This is a genomic window from Curtobacterium sp. MCBD17_034 (assembly GCF_003234515.1).
Taxonomy (GTDB): domain Bacteria; phylum Actinomycetota; class Actinomycetes; order Actinomycetales; family Microbacteriaceae; genus Curtobacterium.
The window spans coordinates 224,447-242,710 of record NZ_QKTN01000001.1 but is presented as its reverse complement, the minus strand read 5'-3'; the positions used below and the strand labels follow the sequence as shown (position 1 = coordinate 242,710).

Annotated in this window: 14 protein-coding genes; 8 read left to right on the top strand and 6 right to left on the bottom strand. The window is 72.9% G+C overall.

Annotation, left to right across the window (positions count from 1 at the left end; all coding sequences use genetic code 11):
- Positions 1-49 precede the first annotated feature (49 nt).
- The 3 genes from DEI92_RS01215 to DEI92_RS01205 all read right to left on the bottom strand — a co-directional run bounded on the left by DEI92_RS01215 (position 50) and on the right by DEI92_RS01205 (position 3,313).
- The gene (locus DEI92_RS01215) at positions 50-730 is read right to left on the bottom strand and encodes a phosphatase PAP2 family protein (protein ID WP_111012061.1); all 681 of its coding nucleotides are present in this window, start codon (positions 728-730) and stop codon (positions 50-52) included.
- A 199-nt stretch (positions 731-929) separates the two neighbouring features.
- Entirely contained in the window at positions 930-1,775 is an 846-nt protein-coding gene (locus DEI92_RS01210; RefSeq protein WP_111012060.1) for a helix-turn-helix transcriptional regulator, read from the bottom strand.
- A 293-nt stretch (positions 1,776-2,068) separates the two neighbouring features.
- Complete coding sequence (locus DEI92_RS01205; RefSeq protein WP_111012059.1) at positions 2,069-3,313, bottom strand: MFS transporter; 1,245 nt, start codon at positions 3,311-3,313, stop codon at positions 2,069-2,071.
- A 151-nt stretch (positions 3,314-3,464) separates the two neighbouring features.
- On the opposite strand from DEI92_RS01205, the gene DEI92_RS01200 reads away from it, so the two are divergent.
- Positions 3,465-4,265, top strand: a complete 801-nt coding sequence (locus DEI92_RS01200) for a sugar phosphate isomerase/epimerase (RefSeq protein ID WP_111012058.1) — start codon at positions 3,465-3,467, stop codon at positions 4,263-4,265.
- 76 nt (positions 4,266-4,341) lie between these two features.
- On the opposite strand, the gene DEI92_RS01195 is transcribed toward DEI92_RS01200, so the two are convergent.
- Entirely contained in the window at positions 4,342-4,953 is a 612-nt protein-coding gene (locus DEI92_RS01195) for a TetR/AcrR family transcriptional regulator (protein ID WP_111012057.1), read from the bottom strand.
- Positions 4,954-5,102: 149 nt separating this feature from the next.
- On the opposite strand from DEI92_RS01195, the gene DEI92_RS01190 reads away from it, so the two are divergent.
- From DEI92_RS01190 to DEI92_RS01160, 7 genes are all read left to right on the top strand, one after another.
- Positions 5,103-5,507, top strand: coding sequence for an arsenate reductase ArsC (locus DEI92_RS01190; protein ID WP_111010279.1), 405 nt, complete (start codon positions 5,103-5,105; stop codon positions 5,505-5,507).
- Positions 5,508-5,644: 137 nt separating this feature from the next.
- Complete coding sequence (locus DEI92_RS01185) at positions 5,645-5,956, top strand: hypothetical protein (RefSeq protein ID WP_111010280.1); 312 nt, start codon at positions 5,645-5,647, stop codon at positions 5,954-5,956.
- Positions 5,957-6,071: 115 nt separating this feature from the next.
- Positions 6,072-6,695: a trans-aconitate 2-methyltransferase gene (locus DEI92_RS01180; protein WP_111012056.1), complete on the top strand. Its 624-nt coding sequence runs from the start codon at positions 6,072-6,074 to the stop codon at positions 6,693-6,695.
- A gap of 163 nt (positions 6,696-6,858) precedes the next feature.
- Positions 6,859-8,427 carry an alpha/beta hydrolase gene (locus DEI92_RS01175; RefSeq protein WP_111012055.1) on the top strand — a complete coding sequence of 523 codons (1,569 nt, stop codon included), beginning with the start codon at positions 6,859-6,861 and terminating at the stop codon, positions 8,425-8,427.
- A gap of 197 nt (positions 8,428-8,624) precedes the next feature.
- Entirely contained in the window at positions 8,625-9,815 is a 1,191-nt protein-coding gene (locus DEI92_RS01170) for a Fic family protein (RefSeq protein WP_111012054.1), read from the top strand.
- A 121-nt stretch (positions 9,816-9,936) separates the two neighbouring features.
- Positions 9,937-10,323 carry a YciI family protein gene (locus tag DEI92_RS01165; RefSeq protein ID WP_111012385.1) on the top strand — a complete coding sequence of 129 codons (387 nt, stop codon included), beginning with the start codon at positions 9,937-9,939 and terminating at the stop codon, positions 10,321-10,323.
- Positions 10,320-11,579: an RNA polymerase sigma factor gene (locus tag DEI92_RS01160; protein WP_111012053.1), complete on the top strand. Its 1,260-nt coding sequence runs from the start codon at positions 10,320-10,322 to the stop codon at positions 11,577-11,579. Before DEI92_RS01165 ends, DEI92_RS01160 begins: the two co-directional genes overlap by 4 nt.
- Here DEI92_RS01160 and DEI92_RS01155 read toward each other — a convergent pair.
- Together DEI92_RS01155 and DEI92_RS01145 are read right to left on the bottom strand one after the other, a co-directional pair.
- Positions 11,549-11,740, bottom strand: a complete 192-nt coding sequence (locus DEI92_RS01155; protein ID WP_111072696.1) for a hypothetical protein — start codon at positions 11,738-11,740, stop codon at positions 11,549-11,551. The two genes, DEI92_RS01160 and DEI92_RS01155, sit on opposite strands and share 31 nt — an antisense overlap.
- A 631-nt stretch (positions 11,741-12,371) precedes the next feature.
- On the bottom strand, positions 12,372-18,026 hold the full coding sequence (locus DEI92_RS01145; protein WP_111012051.1) for an RHS repeat protein: 5,655 nt from the start codon (positions 18,024-18,026) through the stop codon (positions 12,372-12,374).
- Between the last annotated feature and the right edge of the window lie 238 nt (positions 18,027-18,264).

Below are 18,264 nucleotides of genomic sequence, written 5' to 3'. Positions count from 1 at the left end.
GCCGGGCTGTTCGAGCCGGTCGTCCGGTCGGGCCTCCGCTCCCGCTTCGTCACCGACGCGATGACGCGCGCCCGCTCCGCCGCATGATCGCCCGGCGGATCTCCCCCACGATGACGGCGAACGCGGCCGCGCAGAGCGGTCCCGCCACGACGTCGCTCGGGTAGTGCACCGCCAGGACCACACGCGACACCGCGACCACCCCCACCACCACGACGCCCAGGCCGATGGCGACCCGCCGCGCCACGGGCCGCTCCCGGAGCGTCGGCGCGAGCAGGACCAGCACGCCGATCACGAGCGCGGTCGCCACGGCGGCATGACCGGAGGGGTAGGACCACGTCGACGGGGTCGAGATCGCCGCGACGCCCCGCACGGCTGGACGCGGCCGCTCGACGATGAGCTTGAGCGCCTCGGTCGCCCACCACGGCACGACGGTGAGCGCCAGGGAGGTCAGCACCGCCTCCGACCGGCGCCGAACCGCCCACGTGATCGCCGCGATGACGAGGACGATGACGGTGGCCCCACCCGGGGCGAGGGTGTTCCCGATCACCAGCGCGATCGCGTGCGCCCACGGCGGCGCGCCGTCGATCGCGGCCTGGTCCACGGCGAGCTCGGCGGCGTGCCAGTCGGCGTCGTGCGTGATGACGACGCCGACGAGGACGAGCGCGACGAGCACGGCACCCGCGGTGGCGACGCGTGCCCGGCTCGAGGCGGTCCGGCGGCGCGTGTCCATCGGCTCATCCTGGCCGAGCGCGCCCGGGAGCCACCCGGGAGCCCCTCCCCGAGCCGCCCGAGCCCCACGAGCCACGAGCCACCCCGAGCCACCCGAGGCGGCAGCCGGAACCCGCGACCCACCTTCGAGCGGCAGCCGGACTCGCCAGCCATCCGGGAGGCGCGCCCACCGCAGCAGCGGACCTCCGTCCGACGCGGGCTCAGTCGACGAGCGTCTGCGTCCCGAGCACGATCGCGAGGGCGAGCCGCTCGGCGTCCTCGGTGCCGGGCTCGGCCGTGTAGAGCATGATGCGGACGTCGTCGGTGGCCACGACCAGCACGTCGCAGTCGAGCGCGATCGGCCCGACGGTCGGGTGCTGCACGACCTTGCGCTTGACGGTGCCACGGTCCCCGGCGACCGTCTCGGCCTCCCAGAGCTCGACGAACCGGGCACTCCCGGCGGCGAGTTCGGCCACGAGGGCCTGCACGGACCGGTCGGCCGGGTAGCGGCTCGCGGTACGGCGGAGTTCGGCGACCTGTCCGGCCTGCAGCGCGGCGAGCTCCTCGGGGCTGTGCACCACGCGGGTGCCGGGGCCGATCAGGTTGCGCCAGACTGCGTTGCGCTCGATCCCGCGCCAGGTCGAGGTGGGTCCCATGAGCGCGTCGTACGGTGCGTTGGCGACGATGAGCGTCCACGTGGCGTCGTACACGGCGACCGGGGTGGTCGCGAGCCGGTCGAGGAGGCGCTGCACGCTCGCCGAGATCCGGGACGGCACGAGGTCGGGGCCGGGTGCGGCGTGTCCCGCGAGGTCGTACAGGAGGTCGCGGTCGGCGTCGGAGAGCCGGAGGGCTCGGGCGATCGCCTCGACGACCTGCGCCGAGGGCGAGGTCGCCCGCCCCTGTTCGAGCCGGGTCAGGTAGTCGGCGGAGATCCCGGCGAGCGCTGCGAGTTCCTCGCGCCGGAGGCCCACCGCACGTCGGCGGCCGCCCACGGGCACGCCGACGGTCTCGGGCGCGACGCGGTCTCGCCAGCGCCGCACGGTCCGTCCGAACTCCCAGGTCTGCACCCGTCCAGTCTCCGCGACCGGCGCGGCGGTGTCCTGGGTCCACCGGTCCCAGGACGCCGCGGACGACGCCGGCGCCGCAGCCGACCGCGCACAGCACGGCGCCGCAGCCGACCGCGCACAGCACGACGACGCAGCCGACCGCGCACAGCACGACGACGCAGCCGACCGCGCACAGCACGACGACGCAGCCGACCGCGCACAGCACGACGACGCAGCCGACCGCGGGCAGCACAACGACGCAGCCGCATCCGTCCCCGCCCGCAGCACGACGACGCAGCCCCGTCCGACCGCACTCAGGCCCGGACCGCCGTCGCTCCCGTCGGCCCCACCGTCCGCGGCCGCAGCGCCCCGGAGGCCACGAACGCGGCGACGAACGCGGCCGCCACGAGCCACAGCGCGGTCAGGACGCTCGACCGCTCGGCGAGGAGCCCGATGGCCGGCGGACCGGCGAAGTTCGCGAAGTACCCGATCGACGCGACGACGCTGACCCGCGCGGCGGGGTCCGGGCCGGACTCGGCCGCGGCGGACATGCCGAGCGGGAACCCCATCGACACCCCGACCGCCCAGAGCAGCACCCCGACGAGCGCGATCCACCAGGTCCCGCCGAGGATGAACGCGACCGCGCCGAGCACCCCGAGCGCCGCCGTCACGCGGACGGTCCACACGCGGCCGAACCGGTCGACGAACGGGCCGCCGAGTGCCCGGGTGGCGGCCTCGGTGAGCGCGAACACGGTGAAGAACAGCGCGGCGACCGCTGCGGGTTCGCCGTGGTCGTCCCGGGTGGCGAGGGTGAGCCAGTTGTTCGCGGACCCCTCGCCGAGTTCGACGCCGAGCATGACGACCCCGATGAGCAGGAGCCGCCAGTCGGCCCATCCGCGCAGCCACTCGAGCACCTTGCGGCCGGTGGTCTGGGGCTCCCCCGGCTCCTCGGTCCGGGCGCCGGCCGGGATCGAGCGGGTCAGGACGAGGCCCGCCACGGCGATCGCGACCGCCTCGCCGACGAATTGGACCGACGGTGCGATGCCGAGCGCCGCGCAAGCCGCGCCGATCCCGGACCCGAGCGCCGCGCCTCCCGACCATGCCGCGTGCATGAGTGGCAGGAAGGTGCGGCCCATCGCGGCCTCGACAGCGGTGCCCTCGACGTTGATCATGACGTCGAGGGACCCGATCCCGAGCCCGGCCGCGACGAACGCGACGGCGACCAGGGGAACGGACCCGAGGGCGGCGGCGAGGCCGATGACGGCGAGCGCGACGGCGACCAGGAGGATCGTGCTCGCGATCGCACGTCGGCTCCCGAGCGTCCGCAGCAGCGGGGTGGCGAGCAGCAGCCCGGCGACGGACCCGACGGTGACGGCGGCGAGCACGACGCCGATGGTGCCGGTCGTCACGTGGAGCTCCGCGCGGAGCTCCGGCAGGCGCGGTCCCCACGCGGCGAGGGTGATGCCACCGATGCCGAACGCGACGATGATCGCGGTCCGCCATCGGACGAGGACACGGCGGTCGACGACGGCGTCAGCACCGGAACGGGAGTCGGTCATGTTCCGGATCGTAACGGCGCCGCGGGACGCGCCGGGGAAACTACACACCGGAAGGTATTGCGTGTAGCGTCGTCCCGATCCTGTCGACGACGCCGGAGCATCCCACGGCCGCGACGGGTGGACACCCCTGCCAGGACCGAAGGAGTTCCGAATGCCCACCACCTCCGTGCAGCTGTACTCGCTGCGGGACGCCGTCGCGGCCGACCTGGACGCCGCCGTCGCGCGGGTCCGCGAGATCGGCTACGAGCACGTCGAGCCGTACGCGTTCCAGGAGCGCGTCGACGACTACGAGCGCGCGTTCGCCGCGACCGGCCTCACCGCGCCGTCCGGTCACGCCGCCGTGATCGACTCGGAGGCCCCCGAGGCCGTGTTCGAGGCCGCCGTGCGCCTCGGCATCACGACCGTCATCGACCCGTTCATCCCGACGGACCGGTGGCAGACCGCTGACGACGCGAAGCGCCTCGCCGAGCGCGTCAACACGCTCACCGAGCAGGCGGCGGGATCCGGTCTGCGCTTCGGATACCACAACCACCAGTGGGAGTTCACGAACAAGGTCGACGGTCGTCCGATCTACGAGCTGTTCGTCGAGCAGCTCGCCCCCGAGGTCGTCCTCGAGGTCGACACGTTCTGGGCCACCGTCGGCGGTGCCGACGCACCGGCCGTGCTCCGCGGGCTCGGCGACCGCGTCGTCGCGATCCACGTCAAGGACGGCAAGGTGACCGGGGACATCGCCACGGCCCTCCCGTCGAGCGAGAGCGCGCTCGTCGTGCCGGACGCCCTCAAGGCGGCGTTCGAGAACCAGACCCCCGCCGGTCAGGGCGACGTCGACGTCGCCGCGATCCTCGCCGCGGCCCCGCAGGCCCTGCGTGTCGTCGAGTTCGACGCCTACAAGGGCGACGTGTTCGAGGGCATCGCCGAGTCCCTGGCCTGGCTGCGCGAGAACGACCACTGAGCTGAGCTCGACAGCGGGGCCGCACCGGATGATCCGGCGCGGCCCCGCCCCGTTCCCATCGGCAGCGCCGTCCCGATCAGGCAGCCGGCCCCGGCGGCACGATCGACTCGAGGAGCCGGAGGACCCGCGCGCCGTCGACGGCTTCGGGGTCGAGCAGCCACTGCACCTGCAGCCCGTCGGACGCCGCGATGCTCAGCGAGGCGAGGTCCTGCGCGTCGAGGTCCGCGCGGATCCGCCCGGCCTCCTGGTCGCGTCGGATGAGCTCGGCGAGGTCGTGGCGCAGCGATCGAAAACGCTCGCGCATGAACTCCCGCGTCCCCGGGTGGCCCTCCTGCACCGCGTCGGCCGCGAGCGTCGTGTAGAGCTGCACCAGCCCGGGCACGGACCGGTTGCGGTCGGTGCTCTCGCGCATGTCCCCGATCGCCGAGGTCGGGGGTTCGGCCGCCGAGACGGTGCGGACCTCGTGCTCCCGGTACACGGCGACGAGGAGTTCGTCCCGGGACGAGAAGTAGTGCCGCAGCGCCGCGTGCGAGATGCCGAGCGCGTCCGCCACAGAACGGATCGACGACGCGTCGACCCCCTGCTCGGCGACCATCCGGATCATCTCGTCGAGGATCTGCGCGCGCCGCTCCGCCCCCTTGCGGTACCCGCGCCGTGGGGCGTCCTCGGCGGCTCCAGCGCTGGTCACGCCCCCAAAGTAGCGCCAGCCGGGAGGGCCGGGGGCACGTTCGCGAGATCGGCCGCCGGTCGGGTTGCGCCGGAGCGACGGGGAGGGCAACCTGCTCACCGTGCCACACGTCCCGCGGCACGCACCGCCCCACGAGGCCCCGGAGCACGATGACCGACCACCGCCCCACCGTCCTGTTCGTGTGCGTCCACAACGCCGGGCGATCACAGATGGCCGCGGGCTACCTGCAGCACCTCGCGGGCGACCGCGTGACCGTGCTGTCGGCGGGCAGCGAACCGGCGGACCACATCAACCCCGTGGCGGTGGCGGCCATGGCCGAGGACGGCATCGACATCACCGCCGGTCGGCCGACCGTGCTCGAGACGGACACCGTCCGCGCGTCCGACGTCGTCATCACCATGGGGTGCGGCGACGCGTGCCCGGTGTTCCCCGGCAAGCGCTCCGAGGACTGGGAGCTCACCGATCCCGCGGGCTTGCCGCTGGAGCAGGTGCGGCCCGTCCGTGACGAGATCCGGCGGCGCGTCACCGCGCTCGTCGCGGAGCTCGACGCCTGACCCGTCCGGCGCGATCGACGGCACGGTCGCTTCTGCGGCACGGTCGCTTCTGCAGCCCGACCGCTCCCGCGGCCCTACCGCTTCCATCGGCCCGCGCCTACGCTGTCCTCAGATCGCCCGGAGAGCAGGAGTCGACGATGACCGAACGCAACGCTTCCGACGGCACCCCCGGCAACGTGGTCCGCGGTGAGGTGATCATCCTGCAGCTCGACCCGGCGGAGCTGCTGAGCGAACCCCCGACCGACGCGGAGTTCGTCGGCGTCCTGCTGTCGAGCACCGAGGGGCGGCCGTCGTACTTCGCCGGGCACCGCATCGGCGGCGAGGCCTACGACCGCGTGTCGATGAAGTTCAGCGACCGCGAGCGGGTGTGGGTGAAGGTCGCCGACTCGGGCCCCGACGTGACGTACCGGCTCATCACGGCGAACCAGTACGCGACCGGGCGTCCCTGACGGCTCCGCCCTGCGCGCCCGGGCCCCCGCGCCCGGGCCCCCGCGCGAGGTCGGCCGAGCACGAGTCGCCCGCGCGCGGCTCGCCCGGGCGCGGCCCGGGGTGCATGATGCCGTCATGACGATCGGCTTCGACCGCGACTCCTGGGACGCCCACTGGCGCGACGCCGACGGCGACGAAGCCGAGGGGCCGACCACTCCGACCCCGTACCTGGTGCAGGCGGCGGAGGCCGGGCCTCCCGGCTCCGCGCTCGACGCGGGGTGCGGCACCGGGACGGACGCGGTGTGGCTCGCCGAGCACGGCTGGCACGTGACCGGCGTCGACATCGCGCCGACCGCGCTCGAATGCGCCGCACGGCGCGCAGCCGTGGCGGAGGTCACGGACGCGGTGACCTGGGTGGCCGCGGACCTGACCACCTGGGAGCCCGAGCGCCGCTTCGACCTGGTGACGACCGCCTACGCGCACGCCACGATCCCGCAGCTCGCGCTCTACGAGCGGATCGGCGGGTGGGTCGCGCCCGGCGGCACGCTGCTCGTCGTCGGCCACCGACACGGGTCGCACCACCGGCACGACGCCGCACCGCCCGAGGAGGCCACGGTCGGTGCCGCCGACGTCGTCGCCCTGTTCGACGGACCCGCCTGGCGCGTCGACCGTGCGGAGGAGCCGCGACGCGAGATCGTGCGCCGCAGCGGCCCGGTCGTGCTCCACGACGTCGTGGTGCGCGCCACGCGCCTGCCCTGACCAGACGGCCCACGCGGAGGGTCCACGCGGAGGGACCCGCGGGGTGAGGCCGTGACGGCCCTCCCCACCGGGTGTGCTGCGGGGACCCTCCACATCCCCGTTCTGGGAGGACCGCGGCGGATGGCACGACTGGTAGCGTTCCCGGGCCGACGAGGGGGAGCACGTGACCTACTGGACGACCGGGGAGCATCCGGGGACCACCGAACGCCGCACCGGGGGTGTCCTGCTGCTCATCGTGGTGGCGGTGCTCGCCGGGCTGATCGGTGGGGCGATCGCCGCGTTCACGACCGGGCCGGTGATCGCGCACCGGTTGGTCCTCGGCGAGTTCACGAAGGCCGTCCACTGGACCGCGTGCGGTCACGACCGCTGCGCCGCCGTGGAGGCCCCGCTCGACTGGGAGGACCCGGGCACGCGCGCGATCCACCTGGCGCTCATCGAGCACCGCGCCACCGGCAAGCGCCTCGGCACGCTGCTCGTCGACCCCGGCGGGCCGGGTGAGTCCGGCGTCGACCTCGTCGGGAGCAGCGTGCGGAACGCCGTCACGGCCACGGTCGCGCGGCACTACGACGTCGTCGGGTTCGACCCCCGCGGCGTCGGGTACTCCAGCGCGGTGCGCTGCGGTGGCGCCGCCGAGCTCGACCGGTACCTCTACAGCGTCCTCCCCGGCACCATCGGATCGAGCACGTGGCTCGCCGCGGACCGCGAGCGTGCCCGGACGTTCGCCCACGACTGCGCCGAGCACACCGGAGCGCTGCTCGGGCACGTCGACACGGTGAGCGCCGCCCGCGACATGGAGCTCCTCCGCGCCGATCTCGGCATGCCGCGCCTCGACTACCTCGGGTACTCGTACGGCACCGAACTCGGCAGCGTCTACGCGTCCCTCTACCCCCACCACGTCGGCAGGTTCGTGCTCGACGGCGCCGTCGACATCTGGACCCCGACCTCCACCGACGGCGTCGTCGCACAGGCGAAGGGCTTCGAGGGCGACCTCCGCGCCTGGGCCCGGGCCTGCGTCCGCGGATCGGAGAGCGCCGTCGTCGGCGACGCCACCTGCCCCTTCACCGGCTCCGTCGACCACGCGATGGGCCGGATCCGTCACCTGCTGCACGCGGCCGACACGGATCCCCTGACGGCGAGCGACGGTCGGCGGCTCGACGGGGCGACGCTCTCGACCGCGATCGTCAACGACCTGTACAGCACCACCCAGTGGCCCGCCCTGACCACCATGCTCCGCGGCGTCGCGGCCGGTGACCCCGCCAAGGCGTTCCACGCGGCCGACGCCTACAACGGCCGGCGATCGAACGGGAAGTACTGGGACAACGCGACCGAGGCGTTCACCGCGATCGGCTGCCTCGACGGCGGCGCCGACGACGTGACCGCGGACATGCGCCACGAGGCGAAGCAGCTGGCGCAGGCGGCACCGACGCTCGGCCCCTACCAGGCGTACGGCGACGTCACCTGCGGGCAGTGGCCGGACGGCATGGTCGCGTCCCCGCCGCCCCCGACACACGGCGGGCAGGACCCCGTGCTCGTCATCGGCTCGACCGGCGACCCCGCGACCCCCTACCACCAGGCGAAGACACTGGCAGCGCTGTTCCCGTCCGGGCACCTCGTCACCCACGTCGGCGAGGGGCACCTGGCGTACAACTACGGCGACGAGTGCGTCGACGACACGGTGGACGCGTACCTCGTGCAGGGGCTCGTGCCGAGTCGCGATCCGCGGTGCCGCTGAGCCGGTGAGCCGCTGAGCCGCTGAGCCGCTGAGACGCTGAGCCGGGGGCCTGCCCGCTGGCCTCGGAAGTGACAGCAACGCTCCCGTTACTGTCACTTGTCGCTCGTAAGTGAGAATAGCGGCGCCGATACTGTCAGTTACGGGCCACAACTGATAGTTTGACCCTCGCTGATGTCAGTTGTGTGCAGGAGGGAGACGTGGTGTCCTGGCCCGCGCGGACGTTCCGGACCGTTCCGTGGACTCCGTCCTCACGGCGTGGGTCCTCTGCCGATCGGCGCCTGACCGAGGTCGACGTCTCGGTGCCACCGCACATCGCCGGGCTCCCCTTCACGGCCGTGGCCTCGCGAGAACTCGAGCGCGCGATGCGCGAGGTGCGGACGCTCGAGGAGACCTACGCCGACGTCCTCCGACCGCTCGCCGGGTTCCTCGTCAGGACTGAGTCCGTCGCCTCATCGAAGATCGAGCACGTCACGGCGTCCGTCGAGGACTTCGCGCGTGCGTTGGGCGGGGTCCGGTCGAACTCGTCGGCCGTCTCGATGGTGTCCGCCGGTCGCGCCATGACGAAGTTGATCGACACGGCGCACCCGGCGATCACCCTCGACGCGATCCTGGCCGCGCACCACGCCCTGATGTCGGAAGATCCGTCCGAGCGCGTCTCCGCCGGGCGGCTCCGTGACGTCCAGAACTGGATCGGCGGCAGCGACCACAGTCCGCGAGGCGCGCTCTACGTCCCGCCACCGGCCGAGACCGTCGACGACCTCATGACCGACCTGATCACGTTCGCGAACGCCGACGACGTCCATCCCGTGGCGCAGGCCGCGATCGTGCACGCGCAGTTCGAGACCATCCACCCGTTCACCGATGGCAACGGCCGCATCGGACGAGCGCTCCTCGGTGCCGTGCTCCGCCGTCGGGGCGTTGCCCGGAGCACGGTCGTGCCGGTCGCCTCGGCGCTCTCGGCCGACACAGAGCACTACTTCGACTCGCTCACTGCCTACCGGGATGGCGACGCGGACCGCATCGTCGAGGACATCGCGCTCTCCACGCAGATCGCCGCCCGTGAGTCGGAGCACACGGCCGCGCTGTTCCGCACCCTGCCCTCCGATTGGCGTGCCGCCGCCAGCCCACGCCGGGGTTCGGGCGCGGAGGACGTCATCGACCATCTCCTCGCGCTCCCGGTGTTCACCGTCGAGCAGATGGCCCATGAGACGCATCGCGACGAGCAGACGGTGTTCCGCGCTGTCGCTCGACTCGAGGACTCCGGCGTGATCCACGAGGTCACGGACCGGAAGCGTGACCGTGTGTTCGCGGCGCGCGACGTCCTCGACGAACTCGACGACCTCGACCTGCGCATCCGGAACGCCATCACGGCAGAGCGCCGCGGGTAGTCGGAACGCGTCCCGACCCTGCCCCTGTGGAAACGTCGTCCGCGCCGCCTGTCGATTTCCGCACACCCCGTTCGACAAGGGAGTACCGGTGGAACCACCGGCGACGACGACGGGAGACGACATGACCCAGTACGCGATCCTCATCTACCCCGGTGCAGGTCCGGCCACCGCCGAGGACCTCGCCGAACACGACCAGCACGCGGCCGACCTCATCGCGTCGGGCGCGCTCGTGGCGGCCTTCGCACTGACACCGCCCGAGGTGACCACCACGGTCCGGGACGGCGTGGTCAGCGACGGCCCGTTCCCCGAGACGAAGGAGGTCATCGCCGGTTTCGGCATCATCGAGGCGCCCGACCTCGACGCCGCACTCGCGATCGCCGCCCGCAACCCGGCCACGTGGCAGGGCGGCGCGGTGGAGGTCCGGCCGGTGGTCGGCGGATGGGTCCGCGGCGACGTGGGAGCGGCCTCCGGGCAGGCTCCGGGCGTCCCCGCCGCCGACGGGGCATGACGGGCACGACCCCGGCGGTCGTGCGCGCAGCGCTCGAGGAGGCCCACCGCCGCGGGTGGGCGGGCCTCCTCACCGCCACGGCGCGGGTGACGCGCGATCTCGACCTGGCCGAGGAGTGCGTGCAGGAGGCGTCGGCCACGGCGATCGAGGCCTGGTCGACCGGCGGCGTGCCCGACGACCCGGTGGCCTGGCTCGCGACCGTGGCCCGGCGCCGTGCACTCGACGCCGTCCGCCGGGCGATGACGCTGCGACGGAAGCTCCCGTTGCTCGTCGAGCCCGATCCGTCACCATCCCCGTCGGAGCCGCGGGACGCCCCCGATCACCGCCTCGACCTGGTGTTCCTGTGCTGTCACCCCGCGCTCGCCCCCGAATCGCAGCTCGCGCTGACGCTCCGCCTGGTGTGCGGGATCCCCACCGCCGACGCCGCGCGGCTGCTCCTGGTGCCGGAGGCGACCATGGCAGCCCGGCTCACCCGGGCGAAGCGGAAGGTCCACGACGCGCGGATCCCGTTCCGCACCCCGCCGACCGCCGAGCTCCCGCACCGGCTGCCGATGGTCCTCGCCACCGTGCATCTCGTGTTCACGGCCGGCCACACGGCTCCGTCCGGTGCGGGACTGCTGCAGCCGGACCTCCTGGACCGGGCCGTCGAACTCGGCCGGATGCTCGTGGCGGCGCTGCCCGACGACCCCGAGGTGCAGGGCCTGCTCGCGCTCATGCTCGCGACCGACGCCCGACGCAGCACGCGGGTCGACGCCGCCGGCGCGCTCGTCCCCCTCGCCGACCAGGACCGAAGCCGGTGGGACCGCGCCATGATCGAGGAGGCCCGTGACCGCGCACTCCGCGCGCTCCGGCCCCCGCCCGGACGCTTCGCGCTGCAGGCCGCGATCGCCGTCCTGCACGCCGAGGCGCCGTCCACCGCGGCAACGGACTGGAGGCAGATCCGGGCGCTGTACGACGCGCTCGCCCGCGCGTGGCCGTCCCCCATGGTCCTGCTCGCCCGGGCGGTCGCCACCGCCGAGGTCGACGGCCCCGCCGCCGCCCTCGTCGAACTCGAGCGGTTGCGGGACGACCCCCAGCTCGCCCGGAACCACCACCTCGCGGCGACGCGCGCCGAGTTGCTCCACCGCAGCGGGCGGCCCGAGGAGGCCGTGGCCGCGTGCGATCGCGCACTCGCCCTGGTCGAGAACGCGGCCGAGCGCGACCACCTGCTCACTCGGCGGGCGGTCTACGCGGGGGTCGAGACGTCGCGGAGGTGAAGCGCGCCGAGGTAGTCGTCGAACGTCCACGGGCGTTCGGTCTCCGTCCTCGAGTCGTCGGCGAACTTCAGAACCCTGGCCGCCCAATCCTCGATCAGGGTCGAGAGGGGGAACGTGCGCGTCCCGAACGCGACGGGCTGATCCAGATCCGTGATCTTCACGCTCACACATCCCTGAGCTGCCGCTCGAGATCCCATCCTTCTGGTGGACCCTCGCGAGACCACCAAGGCGCACCAAAATCAAGCCAGTTCTGCCGCCATCGGTCGTAATCGATGCCCCTGTCGTCATCCGACACTCCGAACTGATAGCCGCAACAGGGGCAGATATCGAACGAGGGAAGACCGTACCGATTACGCGCCGGCTCGTACAAGCCGGGATATCTGCACACAGGACAGCGGTACATCGTCACCATGTCCACCACCGTCCCCTGTCGATCATCGCAGCAGCTCTCGCGCTCCGGCACGCGATACGTCCTCGTGCAACCGCCCGGATTCCATGCAGTCCCCTCCGTCCTCAACGGTCCAGCGCTCTCACCTGCATCGTCCAGCCGTGGTAGCGCACCCAAGTGAGGCTGACCCAGCATCCTCGACCGGAACGCGGCACGGTATCGGTCACGATCTCGATCTCGATCTCGATGCCGTCGGTGAGCCTGCGGTGATGCGCGACGACACCTGGCGCCCGGCCGGCATCACCACAGATCGACCAAGAGTGACGCACCCATGCTGAAGCGCCCCCGCTCGCGGTCCGGGCGTCAGCGGGGCAGGACGATGTGCGTGGTCCGCCCGCGGCGCCTCAGCGGGACCACGGAGCTCCGGACTCGGCCGCGGGCGGCTCCGTGGCGCGGACCGCGCCGGCCGATGCCTCCGGGCCCGTGACCGTGGAGGACCACGCGCCGCCCGGACCAGTCGGCGTCACCGGATCGTTCGCGCCGTACGAATACTGGTCCGACTGCGGCACGCCCGTCGGCCTGGGGTCGGGTCCGGCTCCGGCTCCGGCTCCGGGAACGGTCTGGGGCGCGAGGTACCGCCCGAGCGCGGAGTCGAGGACCCGCGGTCCGACCTCGGTCAGCCCCGTGGAGCTCGAGGTCGGCTGGTCCAGGAAGCCGTGGTCGGAGCTCCAGCCGGCACCGCTGCTGACGGCGACGCCGAACGGGTCGAACCACCGCCGCACGACCGCGCCGGTCCTCGAGTTGCTCTCGAGGTCGACGGTCCCGTCGACGTCGGCGTCGAGCAACCAGACGGTCGCGGCACCGGTGCCGTCGGTGTCCCGTTCGGCGACGGTGATGCCCCGGACGGAGTACGTGCGCGACGCGGTCACGGTGGTCGACCCCGGCGCCTGGTGGAGCTCGGTGTCGCCGACGACGAGGGAAGCGCCGTCGACGCGGTCGTCCTGCAGCAGCAGGCGGCCGTTCGCGTCATGGACGTCACCCTGCACCTGGCCACCGTCCGCCGCGGTGATCGACTGCACCCCGCCGTCAGCGTCGTACGCCACAGCGCGCCCGTCGAGGCTCGTGGTGTCACCGTCCGCGTCGTAGGCGAGCTGGTCGGTCGTCGTGGTGGTCCCGTCGGTCGTGGTCACCGACTGTGCGGCGTGGGGCTGGTTGGAGCCCGCTGCCGGGTAGGCGTACGTGCTCGTCGTGTCCGGACCACCGGTGGTGGAGTGGTCGGTCTCGGACAGGCGGTTTCCGGTCGCGGTGTCGTAGCTGTAGGTGTGCCAGTAGGGTGCAGCGCCGCTGAGGCCGGAGGCCGTGGGCGCAGCGGAGCAGGAACCGGATGCGGGCGTCCACGCGTCGGTGAGCTCCTGGAGCGCGTCGTGTCCGTAGCACTGGGCCTCGGACCCCGCCGCGCCGGTCGTGACCGCCGAGGTGATGACGCCGGCGTCGTTCCGGTGGTAGGTCCGGTCGGCCTGGACCACGGTGGCGGATCCGGTGCCGGTCATGTCCTCGATGCCGGTGAGCGCCCCGGTCGCTTCGTCGTACGAGTAGGCGGAGGAGTTCGCCACGGTCCCGCCACGGTCGATCTGCGCGACCTGGCCGAGCGCGTTCACGAGGACGTCACCGTAGTCGGCCGCGCCGCCGATGCCGACCGGGTCGCCCAGCGCGCTGTAGTTCGTGACGACCTTCTCGGCCGCGAGGCCCCCCATCGCTCCGTACGTGGTCGCGAGGAGCGAACCGTCCACCGCATACCCGTAGGCGAGCGTGTAGGTCGTGCCACCGAACGCGGGTGCTGCCGACGGGATCGAGATCGTCTCGCCCGTGGGCTCGTCGTACGCGTTGTACCCGGAGTAGGACGTCGTGTACGCGGCGCCGGGGACACCGGGCACCGAGCCCGTGTAGCTCGACGAGGACGTCAGCTGACCGACCTTGCGGCTGTCGTAGGTCCACGAGTCGAGCAGCGCGCCGCTGGTGCTGCCGTCGTACTCGGCGGTCCTCCGGCCGTCGTCGTCGTACGTGTACGCCACCGTCCGTCCCCGCGCGTCCGTCCGGGTGAGCTGCTCGCCGTCCAGGTCGTAGGTGGCGGTCGTCGTCCCGGAGTCGGGGTCGACGGCGGACACCTGGTCGCCCTGGAGGTCGTAGGTCCACCGCGACTCGTTGCCGGCCGGATCGGTCATCGACGTCATCTGCCCGGCGGCGTCGTACCCGTACGTCGTCGTGTCGGCCCCCGTGCTGCTCGACGGGGTGCTGCCCAGGTACTGCACGAGCTTCGTCCGCCGCCCGAAGGAATCCGTGGAGGTCGCCGTCGGGATCCCACCGCTCGGCGGCGTGGTGACGACCTCGTCGCTCCCCGGGTAGGTGTCCGTCGTCCGGTACAGCTCCTTGCCGAAGGACCGCGTGGCCGTCACCAGCGTGCGGCCGGCCGCGTCGTACTGCGTCTGGGTCGAGGACTGGATCTGCTGCTGGTTCGCGGGCACGAACAGCTTGGCCGACGGCGCCACCGCACTCGCCCAGTAGTCGTGGTCGACGACGACCACGCGCCCCTGGGCGTCGTACTGGTCGTCGGTGACGATCGAGCCGCCGGAGGGCGACGGGGCCTGCGTCTGGACCTGCTGCCCGAGGCCGTCGAACAGGGTGTCGGTCGTCACGCTCGTCGTGGCGTTCAGGGTCGTGGTGGCGACCGCGGACGGCGCGGTCTGCGACTCGGTGTAGGCGTAGGCCGAGGACGGCGACGTCGGGTACGTCGCGCGCGGCCGACCGGGCAGCCACACGTCGGTACGGCGCCCGAGGGCGTCGTACGTGGTCGTGGTGAGACCGCCGTCCGCCGCGGTCTGCGTGAGGACCTCACCGCGCGTGCCGTCGTACCCGGTGGTGCTCGTCCAGCCCATCGGGTTGGTCGTGGTCACGCGCGTGACCGGCCCGCCGACCGCCGGCGTGTACGCGGTCGTGGTCGTCCGACCGAGCGCGTCACGGGAGCTGGTCCGCCGACCGAGTGCGTCGTACGTGCTCGTGTCGGTCGTCGTCCACACGGGTGTGGACCCGCTGTACGACGTGACCTTCCGGGTGGACGTCGCGTCGCCGACCGTCGGCACGGCGCCGAACGCGTGCCCGTCATAGCTCGTCTCGGTGTCCGACACCACATCGGCCGGGAGGCCCGGGTCGCCACCGCAGGCAGCGCCGGTCTCCGTCACCTCCTGTGGCAGGTCGACGATCCAGGCGTCGGTGTTCGCCGGCGCGTAGGACGTCGTGACACACGTGGTGCCGGCGTCCGACGTCGCGGTGGTCACGGACGTCGGGTCCCCGTGGGCGTCGTAGGTCGCCGTGGTCTGGGTGGTGCGGCTCCCACCGGACGCGATCGGCTCCGTGGTGGTGCTGTTCCCGTCCGCAACGACCCGGGCCGTGTCGAGACCGTCGTCCGCTTCGACGCTCCCGGCCCACGGTGTGTGCACGGTGTCGGACAACAGCGAGCCGCCGACCCCGTCGAGGTCCTTCTCCTCGTACACCCGACCCGCGAACCACCGCGAGTCAGGGATCGTCCTCCCGGTGACGGCGACGGTCTTCGTCCCACCGCTGGCGGCAGCGCGATCGCCGTCGAGGCCCCGGAAGAACGTGTAGTCCGTGGTCTTCTGGGCCGCCGGTGTCGTGGGCGCGCCCTCGCGCACCTCGACCCGGTCGAAGCCCGCCGGGACCGACCACGTGCGCTGCGCGACCGGCGTCGACGGACTCGTGTCGTACCTCCAGGCCGGTGTTCCGGTGTAGACGTAGTCGGTCTCCTGCGCGGGGTCGTTCCCGCCGCCGGTCCTCGGGTCGCGGACGACGCTCGTGACCACGTACTCGTGGAACAGGTCCTGGCGCGCTGCGGCCGCCGGCACCACGGACGATGCCCACGGCTGCGGGAAGCACCGCTCGTCGTTGCTCGCCGCTGCCGCCTCGATCGCCGATGCCTGCGCTGCGGTGCACTGCTGTGCGGAGTAGTTCACCGAGGTCACCGCGCCCGTCGCGGCGGTGATCGACGAGATCCGCCACTTGTCGAGCGGCGCCAGCCCGCCCGTCGCGGACACCCGGTTCTGCATCCGGACACCCGCGAACCTGGTCGCGGGCTCACTGATGCTCGTGCTCCCGGCGTACCCGGTGTGTTGCACCTGGGTCAGCCAGAGGGCCGCGCTCGTGCCGTCGCCGGGCGAGGGGAACGAGTGCGACAGGGTCCACTTGTCGACGGTCGCGGAGCCCGAACCCGAACGGACGCTCGTGGTGACGGTGTCGAGCATCGCGTCGGTCCAGAACGTGGGAACGCGGTGCGCGGAGCAGCTGGCGCTGCACGACTGGTCCCAGGGCACATCGGGGTAGGCGGAGGCGGTGGCCGGCTTGGTCGCCGCCGCGGTGATGCTCTCCTTGGTGCACGTCTTGTGCGTGGTGTCGCTGCACCGGCCGTAGGCGTCGTAACCGAACGAGGCCCGGGCCGTGGCCGCGTTCGACGAGTACACCGTGCTCCTGGTCAGGCCGTAGTCGACGTGGTCGAGCTGTCCGCCGCGGATGTACGAGGTGGTGCTGCTGCCGTCCTTCCCGTAGCTGTTCGTCTCGGCGTCGTAGTAGTACGCCTCGGCGTTGCCGTGCGTGTCGACGACGTAGTCGAGGTTCCACCGCCACGCCTGCATGCACGAGGACGACGCGAAGGTCGACGCGTGGCAGGGCTCACCGGCGCCATTCCCGAACACGGGGACCGTCCAGGCGGAGTTCGTGGTGGCCTTGCCCTTGGCCCAGCCGGGCAGCTCGTTCAGCCCGAACCAGTACTGGGTGCCGTCGGTGGTCGTGAGGCGCCAGCAGTCGGTGTCCGACGTCCCGTTCGCGGCGCAGCCGTGCGCCGTCCCGACCAGGTGCTCGAGGCGGGACCCGTCGTCGGCCTGCAGGTGCCACGCACCCGTCGCGCTGTCGCGGACCAGGGGCGTGCTGTGACCGTCGAGCTCGAGGGTCGCGTTGTCGGTCCTCCAGCAGAGGTCGCCGGAGGTCGCGACGGCCGCGCTGTCGTCCCGCGAGCACGAGACGTACTGTCGCTGGATGGAGCCGCCGCCGGTGAGGCTCCAACCGTCGCCGATCGCCGAGGGCTGGTTGTTCGTGGAACCCGTCTCGCGGTCGACCGACTGCGAGTCGTAGGCGAGCGCGAGGTGCGGGGTCGGGCCCGCGGCCGCAGGCGGGACCGCCATCGGGTAGGTCCACGAGAGGGACCCCGTCTGCGCGGCGACGTCCGGGGCGGCGGACGCGACGGACGGAGCGGACGACGGGACGGTCGCGGCGGAGGACGCGTCGGACGGAGCGGACGACGGGACGGTCGCGGCGGAGGACGCGACGGACGGAGCGGTCGGAGCGGAGGACGGCACGGTGGGGGCCGAGGACGGCACGGTGGGGGCCGCGGCGAACGACCCCGTGCCGCTCGCCGACACCGGTCCGCTCGTCGCCGCGACCGTGGTCGCCGTCGTGGTGATCTTCGGGGTGAGCACGACGGAGCCCGAGCTCGCCGTCGTCGTCACCGGCGTCGCGTTCGTCGCCGAGAGCGCCGCTCCGGCGGGCAGGGTCACCCAGGTCGTCCGGTCCGCGACGTCAGCGCCGCCGGCGTTCGTCAGCAGGCTCCTCGGCACCTGGAGCTGGACCGCCCCGGACCTCGTGGTGCGATCGGTCCGCTTGATGTCGAGGGCCAGGCCGTCGAGGTGTCGCGTCTGGCCGGTGGTCGAGCTCACGACGCTGATCGAGACGCTCCGGACCGCACTGGACGAACTGCCCTGCGACTTGACCTGGATGCCAGTCCCGCCGACCGCGGTCCAGCGCCTCGCGTTCAGGGCCACCGTGTACGTCCCGGAGAGCCGGCTGACGGCGGGCGTGCTGACGCTCGTGGAGGATGCCGGCGCGGCGGCGACGAGCGCCGGGCTCGCGACGTGGCCGGTGACCGACGTCCCCGGGGCCGCGCTGAGCGACGCGGCCGTCGCCGGTGTCGCGGTCAGCGCGGCTGCGACGACCGCCATGACTCCGATCGTGACGACGGCAGCCCGACTCAGAGATGCTCTCGAGCGCAGGCCACGTCCGTGGTGGCTCATGCGGCTGACGCCGATAGCCGATACGCCCGCGCCACGATGCCGGCCATGCTTCCCCCAGAGTGCGATCGGTGAGAAGTACGAGCGACTCTCACTCAGGCGCGATGCTAGCGAGCAGCGTGACAGCGCTGGGCACCCCTGTCCGAGGGGTGTGCGATGTTTCCGGGGG

What these genes read in the sequence shown, in the direction of transcription:
- DEI92_RS01215 (WP_111012061.1), bottom strand. Translation starts at nt 730, where the DNA reads ATGGACACGCGCCGCCGGACCGCCTCGAGCCGGGCACGCGTCGCCACC.
- DEI92_RS01205 (WP_111012059.1), bottom strand. Translation starts at nt 3,313, where the DNA reads ATGACCGACTCCCGTTCCGGTGCTGACGCCGTCGTCGACCGCCGTGTC.
- DEI92_RS01200 (WP_111012058.1), top strand. Translation starts at nt 3,465, where the DNA reads ATGCCCACCACCTCCGTGCAGCTGTACTCGCTGCGGGACGCCGTCGCG.
- DEI92_RS01190 (WP_111010279.1), top strand. Translation starts at nt 5,103, where the DNA reads ATGACCGACCACCGCCCCACCGTCCTGTTCGTGTGCGTCCACAACGCC.
- DEI92_RS01185 (WP_111010280.1), top strand. Translation starts at nt 5,645, where the DNA reads ATGACCGAACGCAACGCTTCCGACGGCACCCCCGGCAACGTGGTCCGC.
- DEI92_RS01180 (WP_111012056.1), top strand. Translation starts at nt 6,072, where the DNA reads ATGACGATCGGCTTCGACCGCGACTCCTGGGACGCCCACTGGCGCGAC.
- DEI92_RS01165 (WP_111012385.1), top strand. Translation starts at nt 9,937, where the DNA reads ATGACCCAGTACGCGATCCTCATCTACCCCGGTGCAGGTCCGGCCACC.
- DEI92_RS01160 (WP_111012053.1), top strand. Translation starts at nt 10,320, where the DNA reads ATGACGGGCACGACCCCGGCGGTCGTGCGCGCAGCGCTCGAGGAGGCC.
- DEI92_RS01145 (WP_111012051.1), bottom strand. Translation starts at nt 18,026, where the DNA reads ATGGCGGTCGTCGCAGCCGCGCTGACCGCGACACCGGCGACGGCCGCG.